Raw genomic sequence first — 26,512 nt, 5'->3', positions numbered from 1 at the left:
GTGACCAATTGTGCCGATGTTCGCATGCGGCTTATTACGTTCAAACTTCTCTTTTGCCATGACTGGCTCCTCTGTTTTTGTGAGGTTTAACTAATATACCCGGACGGGCTCAGGCGGCGCTTATGCACCACCCTGCTTGGAGATAACTTCATCAGCAACCGCTTGCGGTGTGCCAGCATAGTGATCGAAAGTCATCGTGAACTGAGCGCGACCCTGTGTTTTGGAGCGCAGATCATTCACGTAGCCGAACATGTTGGCCAAAGGCACCATCGAGTTAATCACGTTGGCATTGCCACGCATCTCAGTGCCTTCGATCATGCCGCGACGGGAGTTCAAGTCACCAATCACGTCACCCATGTATTCATCAGGTGTTACGACTTCGACCTTCATGATCGGCTCGAGAAGCTTTAACTTACCCTCAACCTTGATCTGACGGAACGCAGCACGGGCGGCGATTTCGAAAGCCATGACCGATGAGTCAACATCATGGTAAGCCCCATCATAAAGCTCAGCTTTAAAGTCGATAACTGGGAAACCAGCCAATAGACCCGTCTCAGCCATGGTACGAATACCTTTTTCAACACCCGGAATGTATTCCTTCGGCACATTACCACCAACAACAGCGGACTCGAAGACGATACCTTCGCCTGGCTCAAGCGGCATGAAGCGAATTTTGACGCGACCAAACTGTCCAGAACCACCAGACTGCTTTTTATGCGTGTAATCGATGTCGACTGGAGCAGCGAGCGCTTCACGATAAGCCACTTGCGGCTGACCGATATTCGCTTCAACGCCAAATTCGCGACGAAGACGATCAACAAGAATATCCAAGTGAAGCTCACCCATACCCGCCATGATGGTTTGACCCGATTCATGGTCAGTCGTGACGCGGAAAGAGGGATCCTCAGCAGCTAGACGCTGGAGGCCAACACCTAGTTTTTCTTGGTCAGCTTTGGATTTCGGCTCAACGGCGATTTCGATAACTGGATCTGGGAATTCCATACGCTCTAGAATGACTGGGTTTTGCGTGTCGCAAAGTGTGTCACCTGTTGTGGTACGCTTCAGACCCGCAACAGCGATAATATCGCCAGCATAAGCTTCCTGAATGTCCTCACGATCGTTCGAATGCATCATCATCATCCGACCAACGCGCTCTTTGCTCTCTTTAACAGAGTTCAAAAGCGTCGTCCCTGTTTCCAGCTTACCTGAATAGATCCGGCAGAACGTCAGCGTCCCCACGAACTTATCGTTCATGATTTTGAATGCGAGCATAGAGAGCGGCTCTTCATCAGAAGATGGGCGCGCAACCTCTTCACCAGTCTTGGTGTCGATACCTTTAATCGCTTTAATATCCAGCGGGGATGGCAAATAAGCCACAACAGCATCGAGCAAAGGCTGAACGCCCTTGTTCTTGAAGGCTGTACCGCAGAATACTGGAACGACTTTGTTCGCAATCGTTGCCTTACGGACAAGCGACTGGATCGTTTCAACGTCAGGCATTTCACCTTCGAAGTACTTCTCCATGACCGCGTCATCCATTTCGGCGACGGCTTCAATCAAAGCTGTACGATACTCAGCAGCCTTTTCCTTCATATCATCAGGAATTTCGACTGTGTCGTATTTCGCACCCAAGTCTGCATCATCAGGCCATGTGTAGGCGACGTTCTTTACGAGATCGACAACACCTTTGAAATCGACTTCAGAGCCGATTGGAAGCTGCATTTCGAGCGCATTTCCGCCAAGACGGTCTTTGACCGACTGAACAGACGCGTAAAAATCAGCGCCAGTTTTATCCATCTTATTGATGAAGATCATACGCGGGACTTGATACTTATCAGCTTGACGCCAAACGGTTTCAGTCTGCGGCTCAACACCAGCGTTGGCATCAAGAAGCGCAACAGCACCATCCAAAACACGCAGGGAACGCTCAACTTCAATTGTGAAGTCAACGTGACCCGGTGTGTCAATAATGTTCAAACGCTTACCAGCCCAGAAACAAGTCGTAGCAGCAGAGGTGATCGTGATGCCACGCTCTTGCTCTTGCTCCATCCAATCCATAGTGGCTGCGCCATCATGGACTTCTGCGATTTTGTGGTTCTTACCAGTGTAGTAGAGAATCCGTTCGGTACATGTTGTTTTGCCCGCATCAATGTGGGCCATGATACCGAAGTTCCGGTAGTCTTTGAGATCGTATTCGCGAGCCATGACAGTCAGTCCTAGGTATTAGTTGTGCTTACCAGCGGTAATGAGAGAACGCGCGGTTGGCTTCAGCCATCTTATGCGTGTCTTCACGTTTCTTCACGGCAGAACCGCGATTGTTGGAGGCGTCGAGGAGTTCACCTGCAAGGCGCTCGCGCATTGTGTTTTCGTTCCGTGAACGGGACGCTTTCACCAACCAACGAATAGCCAAGGCTTGGCGACGCTCTGGACGAACTTCGACAGGCACCTGATAAGTTGCACCACCAACACGGCGGGAGCGAACTTCAACAGCTGGCTTAATGTTTTCAAGCGCGTCGTGGAACACACGAAGCGGCTCTGTTTTAGCTTTATCTTCAACGATATCCATTGCGCCATAGACGATGGATTCTGCAGTAGACTTTTTACCATCAAGCATGATGGCGTTCATGAATTTAGCCAGGATCAAGTCTTGAAACTTAGCATCTGGGAGAATTGTGCGTTTCTCAGCGCGGTGACGACGTGACATGTATCAGTCTCCTTACTTAGGACGCTTCGCGCCGTATTTCGAACGACGTTGCTTACGATCTTTAACGCCCTGCGTATCGAGGACACCACGAAGAACGTGATAACGCACGCCCGGCAAATCTTTCACACGACCACCACGGATGAGCACAACACTATGCTCTTGGAGGTTATGTCCCTCACCTGGGATGTATGAGAGAACCTCAAAACCGTTTGTGAGACGTACTTTAGCAACTTTACGAAGAGCCGAGTTCGGCTTCTTTGGCGTTGTTGTATAAACACGGGTACAGACGCCGCGCTTCTGAGGACAAGCCTCGAGCGCTGGAACTTTGTTCCGCTTGCGTTTGTCTTTCCGGGGTTTCCGGATCAGCTGTTGAATAGTTGGCATCTAAAGTCCTGCACAGATACGCAAAAAGCCCATCACCGCTGGAAATCATTTTCCGCGGAGCCGGCTATTCGCTAAAAAAACCACCTTTACCCGCGAAGCGGGGCATAATGGCTTGAATTTCGTATTTTAATCTTCGTCTTAAACAAGGTTTCCAGAGTGACCTCTGGACGACATGCCTATCAACGAGCGGCCATATACGCAGGGATTCTTCAGACGTCAACAGGGTGGCTGTGGATTCTGGGGCGGGTCGGTGCCGGTTAGAAACCCAATTCTAACGCTTGCGAGAGTGAGCGGCGGGTCCCATATCCCAACCATGTCAATACAACAGCTCCCGCGTACTGTCTTTCGTCTCTCTGGGGAAGGGCTCCAAGATTGGTTTTCAGGGCTAATCACCAATGATCTCAGCTCAAACACCACTTTTTCTGCGCTTTTGACGCCACAGGGCAAGATTATCGCCGATTTCTTTGTCCATCAAGACGGCGAAGCCTTTTTGGTGGAGACACCGACAAAATTTGCGGCGGACTTATATAAACGCCTGCGAATGTATCGTCTACGCGCACCCATTGAGATCGAAGAAACAGCCCTGCATGTCTATGCGATCTGGAATGAAGACGACATGGAGGGTCAGCCCGATCCGCGGCATCCTGCCTTGGGGAATCGGCTTTTAACGGAGTCAGTCAGAGAATCGGTTGGTGATTACAATGCCCACCGCCTCTCCCTTGGCGTACCAGATAGCCAGTGGGATTTCGAAACCGTCAAAGTCTTTCCCGCCGACGCCAATATGGATTTGCTGCACGGCGTGAATTTTTCAAAGGGCTGTTTTGTCGGTCAAGAAGTCGTAAGTCGCATGAAACGGATGACTACCGTCAAGAAACGGATGCGCGGCATTATATTCGAGGGCGAAGCAAAGGCTGGCGATCGCATTCTATCCGATGAGCGCGTTATCGGAGACGTCCTCAGCACTCATCAAAAATTGGGCATGGCCATGATCCGCCTCGACCGTCTGCGCGATGCGGCCTTCGAGCTCACTCTTAATGGCGCGCCCGTTCAAGTTATGAACGCCGTGGACGGACAGGATCACTAAGGCTAAGCTTCCCGCCATGACTGACGCCTTAGACATCCGCCGCAATGACGTATCCGCCCTGCCCCGCTTCGCGGCGCTCAATGCAGAATGGATTCAAGACCTTCACTTCTTAGAAGAGAGCGACAAGTTGATGGTCGCGCATCCCGAAATTTATACCCAGAACGGAAACCACGTTTTTTCCGCGCATATCGATGGGGAAATCGCAGGGGCTTGTGCGCTGAAGCTCCACCCCGACGGACGGTATGAATTGACGAAAATGGCGGTCGATGGAATCTATCGCGGAAAAGGCATCGGCCAGCACCTCATGACGGCCATCGAGTCCTTTGCCAAAAATGAGCTGGGTCTTGATTACCTATTTCTACTGTCCAACACAAAAAACGAAGCGGCCTTGCGTCTTTATGCGCGCAATGGTTGGACCGTAAATCACGAAGGCCCGCATCCCGTTTATGCCCGTGCCAATATAGGCATGGAAAAACACTTATGAATCCCTCGAACGACAATCGCGACATCAATCTAGATGGGCGGGTCTTCATTCCGATTGAAAACAGTGCGGGGGGCGTCGTTGATGATCGGACGGAATTTCACTTCACACAGGTTGGCGAGCAATTTCAGGCTGTTTACAGCGGCGGAGACATTGCCCAAGGCCATATCATTGGGCGGTTTAGTCATAATCGCACCGCGCAATTGCTCTATCATTGCATCACTAAAAATGACGCCTTGAAGGCTGGACGCGCAGAGGCACAGTTCACACTTTCCGATGACGGCCAAATCAGTATGGCCTTAGACTGGGTGTGGGTGTCGGGCGGGGAAGGATCCGGGGCGTCAAAATATATCGAAGTCGTCGAGGCGGCACAGCACAGATGAACGTCCTTACACATGTCCCAGAAGACTACGATCACGCCGATGTCCCGCGCTGTGGGTGGGTCCCGCCGACTGACCGACTCTATTGTTATTATCATGACTCAGAATGGGGCCGACCTATTCGAGATCCTAAGGCCTTATTTTCGAAACTGATCCAAGACGGACAGCAAGCAGGCCTCGCCTGGATTACGATCTTGCGCAAGCGTGATAATTTTTTGAAAGCCTATGACGGCTTCGACCCAGATATCGTCGCCCAATATGATGAGAGCGATGTACTGCGCCTGCTAGACAATAAAGGCATCATTCGGTCAAAATCGAAAATCAACGCGACTATCAATAATGCTAGAATCTATGTTCAGATGCGCAATGAAGGCGTCGATTTTTCGGAATATCTCTGGGACTTCGTGGGGGGTGCTCCGATCCAAAATAGTTGGGCGGAATTCAAAGATGCCCCGGTCAAATCCCCCGAGTCGGAGGCGATGTCCAAAGCCTTGAAAAAACGCGGCTTCAAATTCGTCGGCCCTGTGATCCTATACGCCTTCATGCAAGCGGTCGGTATGATCAATGATCATTCAACGGATTGCCACGTGCATGCAGCGTGTCAAGACACGCGCAAGGTTTAGGGCGGACGGGTCAACCCTATTTCCACGAGGCCAAAGGACGGTCGGATTCGCGCATCAGCGATTCTTTGAAACGCCCAGTCTGAGCGACCTCAGGCTTCTTGATGCAGATTAATTAATTCGACACGACGGGACTTCGCCCTCCGTCAAAATTTGATTGTTAATTGACAAATCGGCAAATGATTACCTCCAAAAAAACACTGCGGGGCGAAAACTTTCTGGTCAGATGCATCAGACAACTCACGAATATTAGGGCAATTAAGCCACAACAATGAAAGTGAGAACACATGTCTGGAATTTTAAAATTTCAATGGAATGATCATTCTATTTAATTAGGCTGGATTCACTGGATTAAAATGGGCCTCGTCAAATCCACCATATTGCATGGAAGGGCATAAAAACCCTTCCGTCTTTCAGATGACCTCACGATTATCTGACAAAAATGACTTTTGGCAGTCTTCAGTAACAATAATCGCAGGCCTTAACAGGCCTGCAAATATTTATCCTAATCTTGAGCTGTTTTAACGACTGGGAACCCTATTTCAATTTGGCTCTAAACGAGACAGCAAATGTTGGGTCTGGGGTACCAGCCAAAAACTCCCCTTTGGGGTTCATGCAAATATGTTTTACATTCTCATCATATCCTGCAGAGGGCACATAGGTACAGTCTGCCATGGTTGTCGGGCGCGTTGCGGAATCAGAATATCCAACGTCGTTGGCATACGTCAGCGTCAACCCTGAACCTGTCTCCGAGAACGCAACGGGGTCTGTCGTCGCCGTCCCTGCATCATCCATATCTCCATTGTAGAAGATAAGTTCCGCCGGAATGGAATCGATTAAAACCATACTGTCTGAATCGACGGTTCCCAGCCCGGTATTGGTCGCGCTAATGGTGTAGATCATGTCAGTTCCAGGCAATGAATACCCACCGACTTCATAGACCGCGACGGATTTATCCGCGTCTAAATCAGGTGGCACATCAAAGATGAGCGACAGGTTTGACATCGAACCATTGTCGCTGGGCGTATAAACATCGCAAATGCTATACGTCCAATTACCTTGGGCATCCTCGCCGTTAAAATCAGACAATAAGTCGGATTCTGAGCGCACGCTGACCCCTGGGCCCGTGACGACCTGATTGTTCGCGTGAGACCCCGTATCGACGACAACGCCGGCGGCATCATCAAACGTCACGTTATAGTTTGCGAGACTCGCGCCATAGGCACCGACCAGCAGTCGAACCACAGTGTTGTTCGGCGAGGTGATGCTGAGGTTTGTATCTGTTCGCCAAGTATGACTAGCGACGAATCTAACGTTCAGATCGGTAATTGTGAAGTTATCAGGGACGTTGATCGTCCCAGTGAGCGGTGTTCCACAAGGCGTCGTGTTACCATATGCCTGTGGTACGGTCGCAGGAAATGTAATAGGAGACGCCCACGCGTGGTCTGACACCCCCTGCGACACCGCCAAAGCGAAGACCGCTGCGAGGGCACGCGGAACACAAAATTTGCTTTCGGTCTGTATTTCAGAACGGTTGGACGTCATTGCCAGCGCCCGTGCTGCGGTCGGTACACTTCGCCAATTTCACGCTTCATTCCCAGATCTCACCAACACAAGATAATTTGACCACGTCAGCGGTCCGTAAGGGCACAATTAGCGATACTACTTAAAATAGAATAAACGAGTAACTCCCGCTTTCGATCATGAGACAGGTAGGCGCTCACCGGCTGATCCGGAGTACGGTGAGGTTGAGCGATCCGGGTTGATCGACCTGGTTTGAGAGCCAAATATGCTGAAACTTTTGCGATGAGCGCTGACGGCTCGATCCTAAACCGAAGCCTATCGGATAGAGACGGTAGTGTCTGGCCGGAACATTTGACTGTAGGTCTGAGCGTATTTCGCTAAAGCGAATCGAGCGGACAGTTGCATCAACAACCATCGCCCCCTGCCGATTAACCTAGCAGGTCAGTTTCTGATACCCGCGTAAACAAAATTTATTCTGGTATCCCATCGCGAATATCGGCCACGCGGACTGTCCCGCCTAGAGACAGAATTGCGATGATCGATAGGCCATTGACAATCGCCCACAATAACCCCTGTGCGGGCTATTGCGTTGGTATAACGTAATCTGGATCGATGATGGCCCATAGCGCGGGTTTCGGTTCACCTTCACGGTCGAAAAGCAGCGGGTAATTGAAGCGTTCAATCGGGTTCGTGTTTAACCAGTTATCGCTGTCGATCACGCCCCATGTAGTAACAGATGTCACGCTTGGACGTTGGCGTAGCCCGTCAAAAACATCTCTCAGAAGCTGCGCTTGCGCGGCCAGCATTTCAACTGGGGCGACAGGCCCAATATCGGGTTCACAATTTGTCTGAGACACCCAACAAGAGCCAGGATTCTGATAGAAATTTACGTCTAATTCCGTGACGTGATTGATGAGGCCCATGAACTGGTCATCGACATCGTCAATAGCATCCAAAATTAGCGGAGCTTGACCATTTAATTGTAAGTGAAATTGGTGACCAACTCCATCAATCGGAATATTTCGGTCCTGCAAACGTTGGAGGATTTCAAGCAGCCAAACACGCTTTCGCGCATTTTCGGTTTCGTAATCGCTGAAAAACAACAAGGCATTTGGGTCGGCGTCACGCGCGGCTAGAAACGCCCAATCAATGTAATCCGCATTACCCACGGCCTCAAACCATTCGGTACGGCGGTCCGGACCAACGCCTTGATCACCGCTAAACAGATCTACGGAAACCGCTTCATTGACGACATCCCAGATCGCAATCCGTCCGCGAAAATGTTCGACCACTGTCCGGATATAGGTTTCCAGTCGCGCGCGGATTTCGGCGCGTGACCCTTGGAAAAAATATGCGGGCGTCGCCTCATGCCAGACTAATGCATGACCGCGGACTTCCATCCCATTGGCAAGCGCCCAATCCACGAGCCGGTCTGCTTCTGCAAAATCGAATTCACCTTCGCGTGGTGCCAGAACATCTGCCTTAAGCTGGAACAGGGGCGTCACGCTATTAAATTGGGACAGAGTCAAGCCAGCCGACAGATTGTCATCGGTGAGTTGAAAACTTGAGAGCGCACTGCCGATTTTAAAGTCGGTTTGGAAACTATCGCGCAACGAACCAGCGGCCAAGCCGCCCGTATCGCCCGCGGGGGCCGGTTCAGGCGCTGGGGCGGGCGCTGGCGTTGGTGTTGGGGGTGTTTCCGTGACAACTGGCGGCAGCGCGGTCGATCCGCCACCGCAACCCGCCAAGAGCAGGGACGCTCCACCACCCAGTAATTTCAATCTATCTCTGGCCGTAAACGTCAACATATTAATCTCAAAACTTTCAGTTAAGGCGGACTTGGTCAGGGAACGTATCCATAGGGACCTACCCAAAGACCCTTAATTCAGCGCTTCTTTATATCCTAAACACAACCCTAATTGCGTAGACACCAGCAAAGCCTTGCACACCTCATGCCAAGGGGTCTGCGACCGCAATTGACCGAAATCTGGTCTTGTGACGACGGAAGGGGGCAGGCATAGCGTGGAGGCTATCAAAAATCCCGAGGGGACACTGCGTGACCGCCGTTATTTCTTCCACAGGTTTGTGGACACCAAAAGACTCAGTTTCCAACGATGAGCTCGTCGAGGCCTTTAACACTTACGTCGATAAGTGGAACACAGATAATGCCGCAGAGATTGAAGCGGGAACAAAAGACGCCCTCACCCATTCAAATGCGGCCTTCATTGAAAAAGCCTCAGGTATCAAAAGCCGTTTCGTGATCTCCAAAGCGCCGATGCTGGACCCCGAAATCATGGCACCCCGCATCCCGGCTCGCTCAAACGAAGAGCCGTCCATTCTTGCGGAAATGGCTGTCAGTGCCGCAAAACAAGCGCTGGAAAGAGTGGGCCGCAAACCCGAAGATGTTGGCGCCGTGATTGTCGCATGTTCGAATCTGCAACGCGGCTACCCGGCCGTTGCTGTGGAAGTCCAAGACCTGCTCGGAACATCAGGTTTCGCCTTTGACATGAACGTGGCTTGTTCGAGCGCGACGTTTGGTATTGAGACAGCACGCGGATTGATCGCGGGTGGACAGGCCAAATCGGTTCTCGTCGTGAACCCAGAAATCTGCACCGCGCATTTGAACCTCAAAGACCGGGACGCCCATTTCATTTTCGGCGATGTCGCCACAGCGATTCTCGTCGAAGACATTTCCGTCGCGCCCACTGAGCATTGGGAAATTATCGGCGCGAAACTGGTGACTCAATTCTCAAACAACATCCGCAACAATTTCGGCTTTTTGAACCACACAGCCCCTGAAGATGATGGAATGCACGGTGATCGCGGGAAGCGTGGCTTAACTGATAAGCTCTTCGTACAAAATGGACGCAGCGTATTCAAAGAAGTCGTGCCGATGGTCGCCAATCTAATCAAAGGACAAAGCACGAAATACGGCATAGACCCAAATGACCTGAAACGCATGTGGCTGCACCAAGCCAACCTCAACATGAATGTTTTAATCGCGAAAAAAGTCCTCGGCAAAGATGTCGAAATCGAACAAGCCCCAGTCGTGTTAGATGAATATGCCAACACTAGTTCTGCTGGCTCAATCATCGCCTTCCATAAATACAGTGATGATTTCAAGAACGGCGAAACAGGCCTCATCTGCTCATTTGGCGCGGGATATTCGGCGGGTGCTATTTTCGTGCGGCGCGTGGCGTAGGCTTTCCGCTGGTCTGACGCCGTCAGGCCTCCTATATATACTTTAAGACGAACCACTTAGGAGATTGCTGTTTTGGGCAAGGAACTCATCAATTGGGAAAATGGCCGCTGGATTGGCCAGACACTTGAGGTCGAAAATGGCGTTTGCGCTGTGCCCGGCAAAGACCTCGATGGCATGCCTAAAGGGTTGGAATATACCGATGAGGTAAAAGCCGCGACGGACCACCTTTACGAGCAAGTCTCCGATTTTATTCCAAAGTTTGAATGGCCAGCTTACGCGCCGCTCGTCCACGCCATTAACACGCTCAAAAAAGAGAAGAACGCCGTTATTCTCGCCCATAATTATATGACGCCAGACATCTTCGGATTGGTCGGCGATTATGTTGGCGACTCGCTGGGTCTTGCTATTGAAGCGACTAAGACAGACGCGGAAATGATCATCCAAGGTGGGGTGCATTTCATGGCGGAAACGTCAAAAATCCTTTGCCCAATTAAGCGGGTTTTCATTCCGTCCATGCGCGCGGGCTGCTCCCTTGCCTCCTCCATCACAGGCGCTGACATTCGCCTTATCAAGCAACGCTACCCCGGCGTTCCAGTAGTGACCTATGTGAACACATCCGCCGATGTGAAAGCCGAGAGCGATATTTGCTGTACCTCGTCCAACGCGGTCGCGATTGTCGAACACATCACAAAAGAATGGGGCGTGAACCAAGTCATCATGCTACCAGATGAATTCCTCGCCAAAAACGTCGCCAAGCAAACCGATGTCGAAGTCATCGCATGGCATGGTCGCTGTGAAGTCCATGCACGCTTCTCTGCCGAAGATGTCCGAGACATGCGGGCTGCTCATCCAGGTGTGGTCGTTCTCGCCCATCCCGAATGTCCGCCAGAAGTCGTCGCGGAGTCGGACTTTACGGGGTCAACGAAAGCCATGAGCGATTATGTCACTGATCATAAGCCGCAAAACGTTATTCTACTGACCGAGTGTTCGATGTCCGACAATGTCGCCATGGCAAATCCAGAGACTGACTTTGTGCGGCCTTGTAACCTCTGCCCGCACATGAAACGCATCACCCTCGAAAATATCTACGAGTGCCTGCTCAATGAAACCAATGAGATTTTTATTCCGGAGGATCAGCGCCTGAGAGCTTTCAAAGCGGTTCAAGACATGATCGAGGTAAAATTCGACCCGGCCAAAGGCCACTTCCATCCAGAGCTTCCGATTAAAGACGTGAAGGTTATTTGATCCCGAGGTAATCTACCGCGAGATAGAATAAATTGGACGTTACCTGTCCATCCGTTAAAAGCCATTCATGACCCTAGGACACCTCGACACAAAACGCCTCCCTGCAGGAGCAGTCCTCGTTGTCGGCGCTGGGCTCGCTGGACTTTACCTCGCGCTGAAACTTGCGCCGCGTCAGGTCTATGTCCTCACCTCACGGCGGTCCTCTGTCGGCGCGGCGAGCGCTTGGGCGCAGGGCGGGATTGCGGCTGCGCTATCGGCTGAGGACTCGGCTGAGAGCCATGCCAGAGATACAATTGCGGCGGGTGATGGACTCGTTGATCCAGAGATAGCCCGAATTCTCGCGACGGAAGGCCCCGCACGGGTTCACGACTTGGATGCGCTGGGCGTTCCCTTTGATCGCAATGATAAAGGCGAGCTCTACCTCTCGCTCGAAGCTGCCCATTCGATGCCACGTGTGGCGCGCGTCAAAGGCGACACGGCAGGACGAGAAATTATAAATATCATGGTCGAACGTACCCGTGCAGCCGAACATGTCACAGGCCTCATCGGCTGGCGCGCCGAAAGCCTTTTGCAAGACGGAAATGGCGCAATCGCTGGCGCATTGGCGCGAAATGACGATGGCTCCCTCCTCGGCATTGAAGCCGATATAACTGTTATGGCAACGGGCGGCGTTGGTGGATTATTTGCTGTCACGACAAACCCTCGCACAGCGCGGGGTGACGCACTCGGCATGGCGGCCGTTGTCGGCGCAAAAATGCGGGACATGGAATTTGTCCAGTTCCATCCTACCGCCATTGACATCGGCCGCGACCCTGCGCCACTGGCAACCGAAGCCCTGCGGGGTGAAGGCGCGGTCTTGACCGATGTGAACGGTGTGCGCTTCATGCCGAATTATCACGAGCAAGGCGAACTTGCGCCGCGTGATGATGTGGCCCGTGCAATTTTCGCCGAAATCGAAGCGGGTCGACAGCCCTATCTCGACTGCCGCACGGCTATCGGCAGTCATTTCGATGAAGAATTCCCGACCGTCTTTAAAAGCTGCATGAGCGCGGGCATTGACCCGCGAACGGCCCTTATCCCTGTCGCCCCCGCTGTGCATTATCACATGGGAGGATTGGCGACGGATAGCTTCGGCCAAACCTCACTCGACAGCCTGCTCGCCATTGGCGAATGTAGCGCGACGGGCGTCCACGGCGCAAACCGATTGGCGTCAAACTCACTACTGGAAGCCGTCGTCTTTGGCGGACGCGCGGCCGACTATATCAAAGGGCGAGACTGGGCGGAGAGGCGCGCGGGCACTATTCGCATCCAACCTTGGCTGTCTATGGGCAAGGATGTCAGCCAAACACTTCGCAATGCCATGACGGCGAAATGTGGTGTTCGCCGTGACGCGAAAAAGTTAAACGAACTGATCGATTTGATTGATAGCCTGATTAACAAAGTTGGACGCGCCAACCCACTCGTCGCCTCGCGCGTCATCGCGGCATGTGCCCTCGCCCGCGAAGAATCACGCGGTGGTCATTTCCGTGAAGATTTCCCAGAGATGGCAGAAAACGCGGTGTCGAGCTATCTGACCTATGATCGTTTGGACTGATAAAACCCCTTCTCTGCAGACAGAGACCGAAAGATTTTATGACAAATTTGACACCACTCCCGCACATCGTCATTCGCCCCATGGTCGAGCGGGCCTTGGCCGAAGACTTCGGCAATAGCGGCGATGTAACAGCCCGCCTTTTGGTTCCCGAGAGCGCAACCGGCTCCCTAGTCATGCGCGCCCGCGAAGATGGTATGATCGCGGGCATGCAAGCCGCCGAGTTAACCTTTGGCCTTGTCGATCCAAATGTGACTTTTGAGATTATTAAGCCAACAGGGTCCAAAGTTGTTGAGGGCGATATTGTGGCGCGAATTTCAGGGCCGTCACGATCGCTTTTGTCGGCAGAGCGCGTTGCCTTAAACTTTCTCGGACGCATGTCTGGCGTAGCCACCTTGACCTCACGCTATGTCGAAAAAATAGCTGGGACGGGCGCGCGCATCGCGGCCACCCGCAAAACAACGCCGGGCCTTCGCGCATTGGAAAAACAGGCTGTTCTCGCAGGTGGCGGTTTCACGCATCGCGAAAGCCTCTCTGCGGCGATTATGATCAAAGACAACCACATTGCTTTGGCGGGCGGCGTCGACGCGGCGCTTGGAACGATTAAGAAAAACGCAGATCACATGATCAAAGTCAGCGTCGAAGTAGATACTTTAGATCAGCTCAAAAAGGTTCTGGTTTGGGGCCCTGACGTGGTTCTTTTGGATAATATGGATGCGGATATGCTGAAGAAAGCTGTCGCGATCGCGCGAGAATTTGATGGACGCACCCCCACCTTAGAAGCCAGCGGCGGTGTCAATTTACGCACGGTGAAAGATTTGGCCGAGACTGGCGTAGACGTGATCTCGATTGGCGCACTAACTCACAGCGCGCCAAACTTTGACATTGGCATGGACGCCGCTTAGCGCGTGTAGAAACTACCTGTTCGGGTAGAAAGCAACGCGTCCAGAGAGATGTCTTCCTGCTTCAGGAAACCCTTTGCAGGTAGCTTCCCTTCGCGCACGAGCTCGATCACAGACACGACAGAGCCAGCCGTTGTCCATGCAATGGCAGTCCGGCTTTTGCCCGCAATTATCAACGGCTTATAACCATTCACAAATTCTTTGCGAGATAGCTTACCGTCAATCATACCTTCGGCGGCAACGTGAACATATACGATGTCCTGATCGACGGGCGGTTTCGCATTGATCAAAATTTCACCCGCCCTTTGACGATCTTCCCGCATCAGTAACTCATGAAAGAAGAAATTCATGAGATCGAAATGGCCAGGATAGCGCATAGTTTTGTAATCAAGGTTGGCGACTTTCCCCAGATAGGTTTCACACATGGTGCCCAAACCACCCGACGTCGTAAACGCTTCTAGCTCGAGACCTTCGATAAAAATTTTCTCGCGCCACTCCATTGCCGAAACCAATTTACGTTCGCCATTTTCGATGACTTCACAATCATTGAGATACTCATTCACCACGCCTTCCGGCGACCAGTTGAAAGCATACCCCATCAGACCCGTCGGGTTTTGCGGCAAAGCCCCAACCCGCATCCGACAAGAGCGACATTCATCAAATTTTGCGATGAGGTCCGCGCCAACAATGCCCACAAATCCTGGGGCCAGACCACATTGAGGCGCCATGAGGCCTTTCGAGGTTTTAGCCAGGTCACGGATGTGGTTGGTCGTCGGAACATCTTCGGTCAGGTCAAAATAATGAATGCCTTTGCTATGCGCCACATTAGAAACGCCAATATTCAGATGATAGGGCAGACATGATAAGACGGCGTCGACGCGGTCAAACACGTCTCCGAGTGCCTGCGCGTCTGTGACGTCAATCGCGGCAACTTCATGCGGGAAGGTTTTCGGGTCGGCAGCGCTATCCACGCCGACAACTTCAAATTCACTGTCAAAGAGGAGCTGAGCAGCGAGACGCCCTACCTTACCCAGACCTAAAACTGCGATCGATTTCATGGCGCGACTCCCTGCCTCAAAGTTTTGAGATGAAAAATGCCTCTGCGGGGTTTTCAATGCGAACTCAAGAGCGCAAAGTACTCATATGACAACACAAGCATTTCGCCATTCCGATCATTTGCGCGCAGATTTTTCGCAAGCGCTTTCGGATATGTATCGCACCGAAGTTCCGGCCTATGGCACGCTCATCGATATCGTTGGACGTATCAATGCCGAGCACGAGGGGATACGGAGCGAAGGCGAGCGCCATGGCGCGATCCGATTGGGGACGGCGTCGGAGCTACACCTGATTGCACGCGTCTTTGAGATTTTCGGCCTGCATCCTGTTGGATATTACGATCTCTCTGTGGCGGGGCTCCCCGTCCATTCCACCGCATTTCGCCCGATCACCGACCAGGGTTTCAATACCAGCCCGTTTCGCATGTTCACCAGTTTGCTTCGCCTCGATATGATCTCAGCCCCTCTTCGCGAGACAGCTGAGTTGGCGTTGAACACGCGGTCAATATTATCCGAAGAAGGACACCGTTTGCTCGACTTGGCGGAAAACCAAGGCGGGCTGACAGACGATCAAGGCGACGCGTTCGTGCGCGAAGCCGTCGCAATCTTTGCGTGGCGAAAGCGCGCTCATGTTGATTTGGCGACTTACAAGTTACTAAAATCCGAGCACCCTTTGATCGCGGACATCGTGTCTTTTCAAGGACCGCATATGAACCATCTAACCCCTCGCGTCGCTGACATTGACGCGGCTCATCACATGATGGCTGCCGAAGGCATGGACATCAAAGATACCATTGAAGGCCCGCCACGGCGCAATGTTCCAATTCTGCTGCGCCAAACAGCGTTCAAGGCGCTCACTGAAACCGTGGACTTCCAAACAGACATAGGCTGGGAATCCGCTGAACATACGGCACGCTTCGGTGAAATAGAGCAACGTGGTGCAGCCCTTACCCCCAAAGGCAGAGCGCTCTATGATCAATGTCTCGCCTCGAAGGATTTTTCAAGTTTCCCGGATGACATCGCTGCATTGCGAGATCAAAAGCTCGCTTATTTCAACGCAGAGGGCGAGCCAGTCACCTATGAAGACTTCTTACCTGTGAGCGCCGCTGGGATATTCAAATCAAACTTACGAGAGTCCGAAGATGTCGAAAGCTTAGAAGCAACAGGCAACCAGGCCGCTTTTGAAACGGCCTTGGGTAAGCCTGTCCTTGATATGTTTGATCTCTATGCCAACGCGACCTGAGCTCCCACACGCGTCAAACTTACGCTCACCGAACTGTGTCAAATTCCGCCTAACGCGTTAATGCCAATGATCGTAACGAGACGAGGGCCAAGTTGCGCCGTGCCGAAAATTTGCAGAAAGAGCCAAAAACGCTCAGATTAAAGCGAATGAAGACACCCCGTCGGGGCGCGTGAAATAGCCATGAAAGCGGTAGAATTTTCCAATCTGACGTGACTTTCCGTCAGACGGAAAGCACATCCCAACAGGCTCCCATTGTGTGGTAATCGGTCTTTCCCAGAGGAGACTTTTTGTTGTCTATTGGCGAGCCATCACGGTTTCGAACACGAAACCATGCGCCGTGTGTATGGTCGACCAGGTGGTCCCAGCTCCATTGCCAAATCCGACGATAATCCCGCAAATATTCTTTGTCGTCCGTCGTTTTATACAGCCGCCAAGCCGTCGCGAAAGCTTCGGCTTGCACCCAAAAATATTTCTCATCGGCGCAATACTCCCCGTTTGGCGCGACGCCATAAACGATGCCGCCGAATTCGTCATCCCAGCCGGTCTCCATGGCTTTGCTATATAGGTCTTGCGCCTTCAGAACCCATTTCTTGTGTGGCCGTTCACCGTTCAAAATCAGGAGGAGTTTACTCCATTCGAATTGGTGGCCAGGCTGGAACCCCCAAGGTTTGTATCGATCATTGGGGAAATCGATATTGAACGCCATGTCGACCTTCCAATCCCTGTCGTAATGCTCCCAAATCTGACCCTCCGATTGAGCCGCGAGGTCGAAAGCGAAACGGTCCGCGAGCCGTTCGGCACGATCTAAAAAGCGAGCATCTCGTGTCGCCTCCCACGCGGCTAGCAAGGCCTCGCACATATGCATATTTGCGTTCTGCCCGCGATAGGGCGAGAGTTGGGAAAGCGTATCGTCGCGTTCGTCGCTATAGGCCCCCGCGGATTCGTCCCAAAAGTATGTTTCCATAAAATCAAAGGTGTCGTTCAACGTCTGCAACGCCGTTGCGATACCAATGCGGTGGCAAGCCGCCGCCGCTAAGAGAACAAAGGCGTGTCCATAGGCCATCACGCGCGTGTCTGTGATAATACCGCCTTCCAACAACCACGCGTAGTGACCATTGGGTTGCTTGTGTGCGGTGTTCAGAAAGTCCAATCCCCACTTTGCCCATCCCAGATGTTTGGGGTCACCGTATAATCGGTAAGCCGTAGCATAGTTCACCACATATCTCGCAGATCCAACCAGCTGGCGGCTGTCGGGATCAAAACATGTGCCATCATCGAAGAAGCATCCGTAGAACCCACCGGCTTTTGAAAAAACACGCGGATCGTAAAAGGCGAATGTTGCCTGAATGTGGTCCTCAAGGAAATCCCGTTGTTCGAAAACTGTTTCGCCAGATCTGTTCATGATTTTGTTCTGCTGCACACGGCTATCCCGCGAGTAACTGCACAACCCCTTTTAACGCAATGAAGGACGTGAAGAGTGAGAACACCAATATCGCTGTCAGGATGCCGTTGGAGATAAGCTTGTTTCTATGCTGCCCCATAAGTTTTGACTGATTACAAAGGTAAAAAATACAAATCACGGTCGCAGGAAGAATGACAGCATTAAAGGCCTGTGAGACAATCATAACGAGGACCGGTCGGCCCCCAAACAAAGGCACAACGAGCCCAAGTAGGGAGATCAAGAAGACCATCAAGCGATATCGCGGGAGCGTCATATCCCGCTCTGTCCCCGTATAATCGCATATCAGCCAAGGTAGCATCAGAACATTGGGGAACTGGGATGATACGCCAGCAGAGATGATCCCAACAGCGAATATCGAGGCTGCGAGGGGCCCTGCCAGAGGTTCAAGCAACGTTATCATCTGAGAGGCTTTCGATAAGCCAACGCCCTCTGCATATAACGTTCCGGCAGCGGCAGCCATAATTGCGGCACTAATGATGAACATTAATCCAACAGAGACAATGGCGTCATTACGCTGGGTCTTGGCGTCCTTAAGCGTCCAGCCAGCTTCCTTCACTAACGTGGTTCGGATAATAAAAAGACCAGAGAATACCGTCGTCCCGACCATAGAGGCGATGACGAGTAAAGCGCCTCCGTTTTTATCAGGGTCGACGTCTGGGATGCTTGGAATGAGGCCTTTTAGGATGTCGACTGGGGGCGGCATCATGATGAAGAAATTGATCAGAAAGCTGGCAGACATAATTGCGACAATTACGGCAAGACTACGTTCAAAAAACTCCGTTTTTCCGTTCCAAAATATGAAAAAAACAAGCGCTGAAAAGGAAGCTGCGAAATAGATAGGGGCAATGCCGCCATCGACCATCGTCTTTGACCATTCATAGCAAATCTCCGCGACGATCCCCATGACGCCCATAACGCTGCCGCAAACACCCAACGTCAAAGCCGCGATGAAATACATGCCAACTGCCGGATGGATATGTTTCTTAAAGGCCTCAAGTGCGGTTTCACCGGTCACCAGCGTGTAGCGGCCATAAAGATTGATCATGAAAAACGTGCAGAGACAGGACGCAACAATAGTCCAAAGTAGCGCCATTCCATATTCCGCTCCAGCCTTGGCCATAGCCGTCACGCTACCTGTGCCGAGGTTGAAACCGAGAAGAAATATGCCCGGTAGAAAGAGCGCGAGCGTACGAGAAAGTTTCTGCCGAAAGCTAATTTCGGATGCTATGCCCGAAGTGACTTTATCCATCATATCCTGTTCCCCCATAATCTCTAAGCGCGCGGGTAGGAAATTTATATAACCTTTAGCCCGCCGCCTTTGATTGCTTAAAGACGCTAGAATGATCGTCAAGGATTGTCTATGCCAATTGACTAGACCGTTTTATAAAATTGGTTTGGACGTGAATTGTCTTTTGTGGTCACATACCGCAAACTAGATTCTACGATGCAGAGAGTAGAGAAACCAAGATGAGCCAGCTGCTAGCCAAAAACTTGCCAGATCATATTCGCAGTTTTGAATATGATCGAGAAGCTGTGACATCTGGTATCGTCCACTTTGGCATTGGCAATTTTCACCGAGCCCATCAGGCCGTGTATTGCGATGATCTATTAAATACGGGCGAAACGAACTGGGGTATAACAGGCGTTTCTTTGCGGTCACCATCCATCCGAAATGCATTAGAGCCACAGGACTATCTCTACACGCTCACGACCCTTGGGGAGTCCACAGAATACCGTATCATCGGCGCGATCAAAGACATTGTTGTAGCGCCCGAGAACCCAAATGCTGTCATCGCCTCGGTCGCGCACCCTTCAACCCAACTCATAAGCTCGACCATTACCGAGAAAGGGTACTGCCTCTCTTCGGGTCGTGTTGATTTTGACCATCCTGATTTACAGTCCGAATTAGCATCATTGGATATCCCAAAGACAATTTATGGATTTCTAGCTCGGGGACTCATTCAACGCGCTAAAGATAACAGCGATCGTTCAAAACTCACCATCATGTGCTGCGATAATATCTCAAAAGGCGGGGATCATTTGAAAGACGGTGTATCCCGCCTTTTGCAGAAGCATAGCCCCCAGTCCCTCGATTGGACGAAAACACATGTTGGGTTTATCTCATCAATGGTCGACCGCGTTTGCCCGGCAACTGACGATGACTTACGGGCGCAGGTGCGCCGCGAAACCGGTCAAGACGAGGCTTGGCCCGTATCAGCAGAACCTTTCATGCAATGGGTTATTGAAGATGGCTTCCTCGGCGACAGGCCCAATTTTGATGAAGTTGGCGCTGTCTTCGTCGACGACATTATCCCGTTTGAGCAGATGAAGTTACGCTACCTAAATGCTGCCCATACGATTGCGTCAACCCTCGGATATTTGAGCGGAGATATCTTTGTCCACGAAGCGCTCCAGCGGACTGAGGTATTAAAATTTGTGCGACAGGCGCTTTTGGAGACTGTACTGCCTCATGCCAAGGTTCCCGACGGTTATAGCGGGGAGGACTATATTGAAGCGGTGATTGACAGGTTTCAAAATGCAAACCTTCCCTATGCAAACCTGCAAGTCGGCACGGATAGCTCGCAAAAAATTCAGCAACGCTGGTTCCCGACGATAGATATCGCAATGAACACAAACGCGAAGGTTCCATATTTTGCGTTTTGTCTCGGAGCTTGGGTCATCTTCATTCAAACCGCGCTTGAAGCAGATGTGTTGAATGATCCAAAGAGGGACATGTTTGCCAAAATAGCCACTGACGATATGGGGCAACGTGTGGCCGCCTACTTAGATATTGCATCCGCTGGGCAGTTTACTTTTTTTGACCAGACCGATTTTATGCAGAGTGTCGTGCAACATGCGAAGAGCGTTCAAACCTTGGGAATCAAAGTAGCGCTGAGCGCGTTCCTGCAATCCGAAGAACAGAAAGAGAAGAGCTATGCGTGAGTCTTGGAGATGGTTTGGCCCGAGCGATCCCGTCAGCTTGGCCGAAATTCGACAGACTGGCGCGACGGATATCGTCAGTGCGCTCCATACCGTGCCTGCTGGTGAAATTTGGACAATAGAGGATATTCAAGCCTACAAAGATCTAATCGAGACAACTCCCGAAGATATGAGGCCACTGCATTGGACTGTGGTCGAGAGCATCCCTGTCCATGAAGACATTAAGTTGGGAAAAACAGGTTGCGAAACATTTATTCAAGCTTGGGCCGACTCGATGGTCAATTTGGCCCGCTGCGGCGTGAAAACCATTTGTTATAATTTCATGCCTATTATCGATTGGACGCGGACGGATTTGAAATTCCAACTCCCCAGCGGCGCCTATGCGCTTCGCTTTGATCAGGATAAATTCGCGGCCTTTGATCTCTATATTTTGAAACGTGAAAATGCAGAGGCTGACTACACCTCGACAGAATTGGCAACAGCACGAGCCGTTTTTGATAACATGACCCCAGAGGAGAAGACCCAGCTTACGAATAATATTATCGCCGGCCTACCCGGGAAAATGACAGACAGTTATGACCTCGAAAGTTTTCGTCAGCAACTCGCGCAATATCAAGCAATTACCAGCGAGCAGTTGCGCGCTAATTTGCTACGGTTCCTCGATGTGGTTTTACCACTCGCGGAGGCGCACAGTGTAAAGCTAGCTATTCACCCCGACGATCCGCCGCGTGATATGTTTGGCCTGCCGCGCATTATTTGTACAGCCGAGGATTTGAACACGTTGTTTGAGCTCGCGCCCAGCCCCGCCAATGGCATCACCTTATGTGTCGGCACTTATGGCAGTCGGCCAGATAATGATTTGCCTAGAATGGCAAAAGACTTTGGGTCCCGCATTCATTTTTCCCATCTGCGCGGTGTTAGTCGCGACGCGAATGAGCAGCGCTCCTTTTATGAAGCCAACCACCTCGATAGTGATATTGATATGGTCAGCGTCATCCGCAATTTGCTTTTGGAAGAACAGAAGCGTCGAAGCTCAGGCCAGACAGACGCCGACATTTTCATCCGCCCAGACCACGGCCATCAAATGATGGGCGATATCGGGAAAGCCAACAACCCTGGATATTCTCGGGTGGGGCGACTCAAAGGCCTAGCAGAGATACGCGGCGTCATTCACGCATTATCAGCTGGTCTCTAAATTTCGATTTTCGGCACGTTGAAAATCTATGGGTGCGCGGTGGATAAGACCGCAACCGCTACCTCGCAATCGCAGATACTGTTCAAAGCGTTAAACATCAACGCAATACCTGACCTAGAGAAACTACAATTTCGCCTCTGTTGCAAATGGGCAAGGCTCAGGCTTTTAGCTTGGATAAAACTGATCGAAATACCATTTGTAATTTTTCCGAAGCCCCTCTTCCACACGCGGTGGAATAATATGTCTTGCTGGCGCAGTAATGGCTTCACGCGTTTCATGACGATATTTGAAACGGTAATAACTATCACTCTCATGGGGGCGAGTAGTAAGCTTGTTCGGATTGATTTTATGAGGCGAGAGCCCCAACCATCCAAACATTTCTTCGACGGCCTCTGCGGGTTTTTGCATTAAATATTCGAACGGCACATATTGAATGCGTTCATGGATTCTGGGGTCCTGAATATCTTGAATATCAGAAATAAAGTTCAATGGACCGCCAACAACGCCGCCTTTTCCAAAGAGTTGATCGGCGCGGGCCATAGCACCATGCGCGTCTGTGCCATCGGCGAAATTCAATAAACGTGTTTTGGCATGTTGTTTCTCAATCGAGCCATAGATTTGTGTGAGGTCCCGTACGCAGACCAAAATACGCCAGTCGTCATGAAGCTCGTTCAGCATCTCTGCCATACGAAGCCACCCTCGGTTTTTATCAACAACGTGCTGTTTATCAGTTTCCTGAAACCATCCCTCCAAAACGCTGCGGAGGACATTTCCCATTCGGCCATAAGCTAGATCAAAATCTACATCTAATTGGGCCAAAGAGAAATCATTGGAGCTAAATGTTGATCGAATATTTTCAAGCACACTGACCAAAGGCGAAGAATGTCCGGTTGAGTAAACTTCGGGATGCTGCGCCAAAAGCTGGCAGAGCAAGGTTGAACCCGACCGGGGGAGTCCTGATACACAAATCAAATTCATATGGGCTCTCTAATCACTGCCAAATTTGTGGTTTGAATCTTGGGGGAGATAGGGACTGGAGACAATAGCCTTAAGTCTCTTACTCCCTATCTCGCCTCGCTTGAATGTATTTGCTATCCGCCAATCCGGCCTTGGACCCGAACGACGGTTGCCTCACCAGACAAGGCCCCGGACACACCGACAGACCATTTGTCCGATGTCTTGTTCCGAATTTGTAAACCGCCGCCGAACCCGGTTTCGGTTCCGCCGTATCCATCATTGTAGTGAGCGAAACCACCTGAAATGCTCCAGCGCTCGTCAGACCCTAAATAGAGGTCAGGAATTGACGCAATCGCAGCAGCCCCGTCCCGCAGACCGTTGATCGCTTCAGTATTGAGCCCGATGGCAAATGTATTTCCATCAATCGCTGATTTGTTGGCCGAAATTCCAGCCGCATTTGTTGCAATCAACACAGAGTTTGACATCACCCGCGACGCATTTTGATTGATGCGATTAGAGTTCACGGAAATCGAGTCTCTGTTCCGGCTGGTAATTGCCAGAGTTTCAGCAATACCCGTTTCCGCGACTGTGACACGCGTTGATACAGCGGAAATATCCGTCGTATTCTGATTAATGCCAGCGACGACAGTCGGTGGCGAGCTTGGTGCTGCACTGCCTGTGACAGGCACGAGCAAGTTTTGGATTTGCGTGACGTCACCAATATTCGCGGCGTTTGTCGCAATCCCGGCCGTATTGGCTGACACATCCGTTTCGACGGAGGTTACGCGTGATGTCACAGATGAGACATCTGCCCCGACCGTCGCGATCGCTGCCGTATTGGTTGAGATCGCTGTCGTATTGCTTCCGATTGTGGATGCGTTTGCCGCGATGTTACCCGTGTTGGTCAGGATATTGGTTTCTGCAGTCGTGACCCGCGTCGTAACGGCTGTGATACTACTTGCGTTCGTGGCGATGCCCATGGCGTTAGTTGCAACACCTGCCGTATTTGTAGCGATGTTCGCCTCCGCAGCGCCGATCCGCCCTGTAACCGCCGTGATATCGCTCGCATTTGTGGCTATACTTGCGGCGTTTGTAGAAACCCCTGCAGTATTGGACGCAATGTTAGCCTCTGCAGTGCTGACGCGTCCTGTGACCGTGGTGATGTTATCCGCATTGGTGGCAATCCCTGTAGCGTTTGTAGAAACCCCCGCAGCATTGGATGCAATGTTAGCCTCCGCAGTGCTGACGCGTCCTGTGACCGTGGTGATGTTATCCGCATTGGTAGCAATCCCTGCGGCATTCGTCGCGATACCCGTCGCATTGGTGGCAATCCCTGCGGCATTCGTCGCAATACCCGTCGCATTCGTCGCAATACCTGTCGCATTGGTAGCAATATTGGTCGCATTTTCAGAGGTTGCGGCAGCGTTGGTCGCGATGTTAGTTGTATTTGTCGCGATCACGCCTGCATTCGCAGTGATCAATCCTGAGTTCGCGTTGATGCTTGCGATGTTCGTATCGATCAAGCCTGTATTGGTCGCGATACCGTTTGCATTCGTGTTGATCAAACCCGTCGCGGTCACCAGACCCGCCGCATTATTCATGACGCCTGTCGCGTTTATCCCGATGTTCCCGGTGTTCGTATCGATCAAGCCTGTGTTGGTCGCGATGCCGTTCGCATTTGTGTTGATCAAACCTGTGGCGGTCGCGAGGCCCGCGGCATTGGTCGCGACGCCAGCTGCATTTATTGCAATGTCCCCAGTGTTCGTATCGATCAAGCCTGTGTTGGTCGCGATACCATTTGCATTCGTGTTGATGAGACCTGTGGCAGTCACCAGACCCGCGGCATTGGTCGCGACACCAGCTGCATTTATTGCAATGTCCCCAGTGTTGGTATTAATCAAACCTGTATTGATCGCGATGCCGTTCGCATTTGTGTTGATCAAACCTGTGGCCNCGATGCCGTTCGCATTTGTGTTGATCAAACCTGTGGCCGTCACCAGACCCGCGGCATTGGTCGCGACACCAGCTGCATTTATTGCAATGTCCCCAGTGTTCGTATCGATCAAGCCTGTATTGATCGCGATGCCGTTCGCATTTGTGTTGATCAAACCTGTGGCGGTCGCGAGGCCCGCGGCATTGGTCGCGACGCCAGCTGCATTTATTGCAATGTCCCCAGTGTTGGAATTAATCAAACCTGTGTTGCCACTGATACCTGCCGCGTTTGTATTGATGAGTCCTCTGTTAGTCGACACGCCAGCAGCATTCGTTGCGATGTTGGCTGTGTTCACGCCTATGGCGGTCCCATTTGCGGTCACCATCGTTTGCACGGCCCCGAGTTGTTGAAAATTCACCGCATCAAAATTCTGCGTGCCCGCCGCGACATTTGTGATTTGGCGTTCCGTGCCGACTGCGCCAACGGATACTGAATTGAGGCGATTCGCCACTGAACCCGAACCGAGCGCGACGGAATTATCAAATGCGGCACTGCTGTTCGTCCCGAACGCGATAGCATTACTGCCTGTGACCGTAGCCCCACCGCCAATCGCAATATTATCATCCCCTGTGATGGTCGCGCCGCTTGTTGTATTCCCGCCTGCCGCGAAGTTCCCTGTCCCTTCGACGGTGGCATTATGACCTGTGATGATGTTCCAGCCTGATGCCGATCCATTCACAGTATTCCTGGATCCTAAAATGTTAATGAAAGATCCCATGACGCCAGATGCGTTAACGCGATTGCTTGATCCTGATATGCTGATGCTGAGTTGTCGGTCCCCACTGTTCCCGCCGGCGGCCGTGTTACGCGAGCCATTCACGGTGCTGCTATATGTAAAGTCTCCCAGTGTGTTATTCCGGCCACCAACAACATTGGCTTCAGAATAGACTCCCAAACTGTTCTGACCGCCACTGACCGTATTTAACATGGAATCATCACCCAACGCGTTAGCCCAGCCATCGATTGCGTTGAAAATAACGTCATCACCTAGCGTATTATTCTGACCGCTCACGCCGTTGGCTCTGCTGACGTTCCCTATAGTATTGACTTCACCCGTGACGGAGTTGTGATAGCCATTATCACCGAGCGCGTTCCGGTAGCCGTTGATGAGGTTCCCTGAACTCTCCGCACCGACGATGTTATTTTGTCCACCAATAATGTTGTAATTTCCGGCATATCCGACCGGCGTAAAGACATCATCACGCGTGCCCAGCACGCCATCGGCACCGGCTGCCCGTGTGCCCCCAAGGGTGTTACCCGTCCCGGAAATGAGGTTGTCGCGCGCATTCGTCGTTGAGAGGCCAACCCCTGCGCCATTGCCCAAAATGTTATAAGACCCGCTGACGTTATTATGACTAGCCCCATCACCCAGAGAATTTCTGCGGCCGCTTACAGAGTTCATGAAATTATCGTCGCCGAGACGATTTATGCTTCCGGTCACACTGTTGGATAAATTGAATTCGCCCAATACATGCCCGCTGCCACTGACTTCATTGGTGAAGGCGTTCGCACCTAGTGTATTGTTGCGTCCACCAACTTCGTTTTGATTG

Annotated in this window: 20 protein-coding genes; 11 read left to right on the top strand and 9 right to left on the bottom strand. The window is 51.6% G+C overall.

Features of this window, described 5'->3' with window-relative positions:
* Positions 1–120: 120 nt before the first annotated feature.
* Genes fusA through rpsL form a run of 3 tightly spaced genes read right to left on the bottom strand, consistent with a single transcriptional unit; the run spans position 121 to position 3,088 of the window.
* Entirely contained in the window at positions 121–2,205 is a 2,085-nt protein-coding gene (gene fusA, locus IE073_RS14050) for an elongation factor G (protein ID WP_189587174.1), read from the bottom strand.
* Positions 2,206–2,233: 28 nt separating this feature from the next.
* Positions 2,234–2,704: a 30S ribosomal protein S7 gene (gene rpsG, locus IE073_RS14045; RefSeq protein ID WP_189587173.1), complete on the bottom strand. Its 471-nt coding sequence runs from the start codon at positions 2,702–2,704 to the stop codon at positions 2,234–2,236.
* A gap of 12 nt (positions 2,705–2,716) precedes the next feature.
* The gene (gene rpsL / locus IE073_RS14040) at positions 2,717–3,088 is read right to left on the bottom strand and encodes a 30S ribosomal protein S12 (protein ID WP_121103013.1); all 372 of its coding nucleotides are present in this window, start codon (positions 3,086–3,088) and stop codon (positions 2,717–2,719) included.
* Positions 3,089–3,401: 313 nt separating this feature from the next.
* Between rpsL and ygfZ the strand changes: the two genes are divergently transcribed.
* From ygfZ to IE073_RS14020, 4 genes are read left to right on the top strand one after another with little or no spacing between them, the layout of a single operon-like run.
* The gene (gene ygfZ / locus IE073_RS14035) at positions 3,402–4,172 is read left to right on the top strand and encodes a CAF17-like 4Fe-4S cluster assembly/insertion protein YgfZ (protein WP_189587172.1); all 771 of its coding nucleotides are present in this window, start codon (positions 3,402–3,404) and stop codon (positions 4,170–4,172) included.
* A 16-nt stretch (positions 4,173–4,188) separates the two neighbouring features.
* A complete protein-coding gene (locus tag IE073_RS14030; protein ID WP_189587171.1) occupies positions 4,189–4,656 on the top strand; it encodes a GNAT family N-acetyltransferase in 468 nt (155 codons plus the stop codon).
* Positions 4,653–5,036, top strand: a complete 384-nt coding sequence (locus tag IE073_RS14025; RefSeq protein WP_189587170.1) for an avidin-fold protein — start codon at positions 4,653–4,655, stop codon at positions 5,034–5,036. Before IE073_RS14030 ends, IE073_RS14025 begins: the two co-directional genes overlap by 4 nt.
* Positions 5,033–5,656, top strand: a complete 624-nt coding sequence (locus IE073_RS14020; RefSeq protein ID WP_189587169.1) for a DNA-3-methyladenine glycosylase I — start codon at positions 5,033–5,035, stop codon at positions 5,654–5,656. Before IE073_RS14025 ends, IE073_RS14020 begins: the two co-directional genes overlap by 4 nt.
* A 534-nt stretch (positions 5,657–6,190) precedes the next feature.
* Here IE073_RS14020 and IE073_RS14015 read toward each other — a convergent pair.
* Entirely contained in the window at positions 6,191–7,198 is a 1,008-nt protein-coding gene (locus tag IE073_RS14015) for a proprotein convertase P-domain-containing protein (protein WP_189587168.1), read from the bottom strand.
* 560 nt (positions 7,199–7,758) lie between these two features.
* Entirely contained in the window at positions 7,759–8,985 is a 1,227-nt protein-coding gene (locus IE073_RS14010; protein WP_189587167.1) for an endo-1,4-beta-xylanase, read from the bottom strand.
* A gap of 248 nt (positions 8,986–9,233) precedes the next feature.
* On the opposite strand from IE073_RS14010, the gene IE073_RS14005 reads away from it, so the two are divergent.
* From IE073_RS14005 to nadC, 4 genes are all read left to right on the top strand, one after another.
* Positions 9,234–10,379, top strand: coding sequence for a beta-ketoacyl-ACP synthase III (locus tag IE073_RS14005; RefSeq protein WP_189587166.1), 1,146 nt, complete (start codon positions 9,234–9,236; stop codon positions 10,377–10,379).
* A gap of 63 nt (positions 10,380–10,442) precedes the next feature.
* Positions 10,443–11,624 carry a quinolinate synthase NadA gene (gene nadA / locus IE073_RS14000; RefSeq protein ID WP_373298716.1) on the top strand — a complete coding sequence of 394 codons (1,182 nt, stop codon included), beginning with the start codon at positions 10,443–10,445 and terminating at the stop codon, positions 11,622–11,624.
* A 67-nt stretch (positions 11,625–11,691) separates the two neighbouring features.
* Positions 11,692–13,218 carry an L-aspartate oxidase gene (locus IE073_RS13995; RefSeq protein WP_189587165.1) on the top strand — a complete coding sequence of 509 codons (1,527 nt, stop codon included), beginning with the start codon at positions 11,692–11,694 and terminating at the stop codon, positions 13,216–13,218.
* 38 nt (positions 13,219–13,256) lie between these two features.
* The gene (nadC, locus tag IE073_RS13990; protein ID WP_189587164.1) at positions 13,257–14,120 is read left to right on the top strand and encodes a carboxylating nicotinate-nucleotide diphosphorylase; all 864 of its coding nucleotides are present in this window, start codon (positions 13,257–13,259) and stop codon (positions 14,118–14,120) included.
* Here the strand turns inward: nadC and IE073_RS13985 are convergent.
* Complete coding sequence (locus IE073_RS13985; protein WP_189587163.1) at positions 14,117–15,175, bottom strand: saccharopine dehydrogenase family protein; 1,059 nt, start codon at positions 15,173–15,175, stop codon at positions 14,117–14,119. The genes nadC and IE073_RS13985 overlap by 4 nt on opposite strands.
* A gap of 85 nt (positions 15,176–15,260) precedes the next feature.
* Here IE073_RS13985 and IE073_RS13980 point away from each other — a divergent pair, with 85 nt between their 5' ends.
* The gene (locus IE073_RS13980) at positions 15,261–16,415 is read left to right on the top strand and encodes a VOC family protein (RefSeq protein WP_189587162.1); all 1,155 of its coding nucleotides are present in this window, start codon (positions 15,261–15,263) and stop codon (positions 16,413–16,415) included.
* A gap of 220 nt (positions 16,416–16,635) precedes the next feature.
* On the opposite strand, the gene IE073_RS13975 is transcribed toward IE073_RS13980, so the two are convergent.
* Together IE073_RS13975 and IE073_RS13970 are read right to left on the bottom strand one after the other, a co-directional pair.
* Positions 16,636–17,817, bottom strand: a complete 1,182-nt coding sequence (locus IE073_RS13975; protein WP_189587161.1) for an AGE family epimerase/isomerase — start codon at positions 17,815–17,817, stop codon at positions 16,636–16,638.
* A gap of 22 nt (positions 17,818–17,839) precedes the next feature.
* A complete protein-coding gene (locus IE073_RS13970; protein WP_233350118.1) occupies positions 17,840–19,129 on the bottom strand; it encodes an Nramp family divalent metal transporter in 1,290 nt (429 codons plus the stop codon).
* A gap of 215 nt (positions 19,130–19,344) precedes the next feature.
* Between IE073_RS13970 and IE073_RS13965 the strand changes: the two genes are divergently transcribed.
* Entirely contained in the window at positions 19,345–20,820 is a 1,476-nt protein-coding gene (locus IE073_RS13965; RefSeq protein WP_189587160.1) for a mannitol dehydrogenase family protein, read from the top strand.
* The gene (uxuA, locus tag IE073_RS13960) at positions 20,813–22,012 is read left to right on the top strand and encodes a mannonate dehydratase (RefSeq protein ID WP_189587159.1); all 1,200 of its coding nucleotides are present in this window, start codon (positions 20,813–20,815) and stop codon (positions 22,010–22,012) included. Before IE073_RS13965 ends, uxuA begins: the two co-directional genes overlap by 8 nt.
* Positions 22,013–22,177: 165 nt before the next feature.
* Here uxuA and IE073_RS13955 read toward each other — a convergent pair whose 3' ends face one another.
* Positions 22,178–22,990 carry a sulfotransferase gene (locus tag IE073_RS13955; protein WP_189587158.1) on the bottom strand — a complete coding sequence of 271 codons (813 nt, stop codon included), beginning with the start codon at positions 22,988–22,990 and terminating at the stop codon, positions 22,178–22,180.
* Positions 22,991–26,512: the final 3,522 nt, after the last annotated feature.

Origin of the sequence: Litorimonas cladophorae, assembly GCF_014652455.1 — a bacterium.
Classification (GTDB): Bacteria; Pseudomonadota; Alphaproteobacteria; order Caulobacterales; family Maricaulaceae; genus Litorimonas; species Litorimonas cladophorae.
The sequence above is the reverse complement of the archived record's forward strand: the minus strand, read 5'-3'. Positions and strand labels throughout refer to the sequence as shown.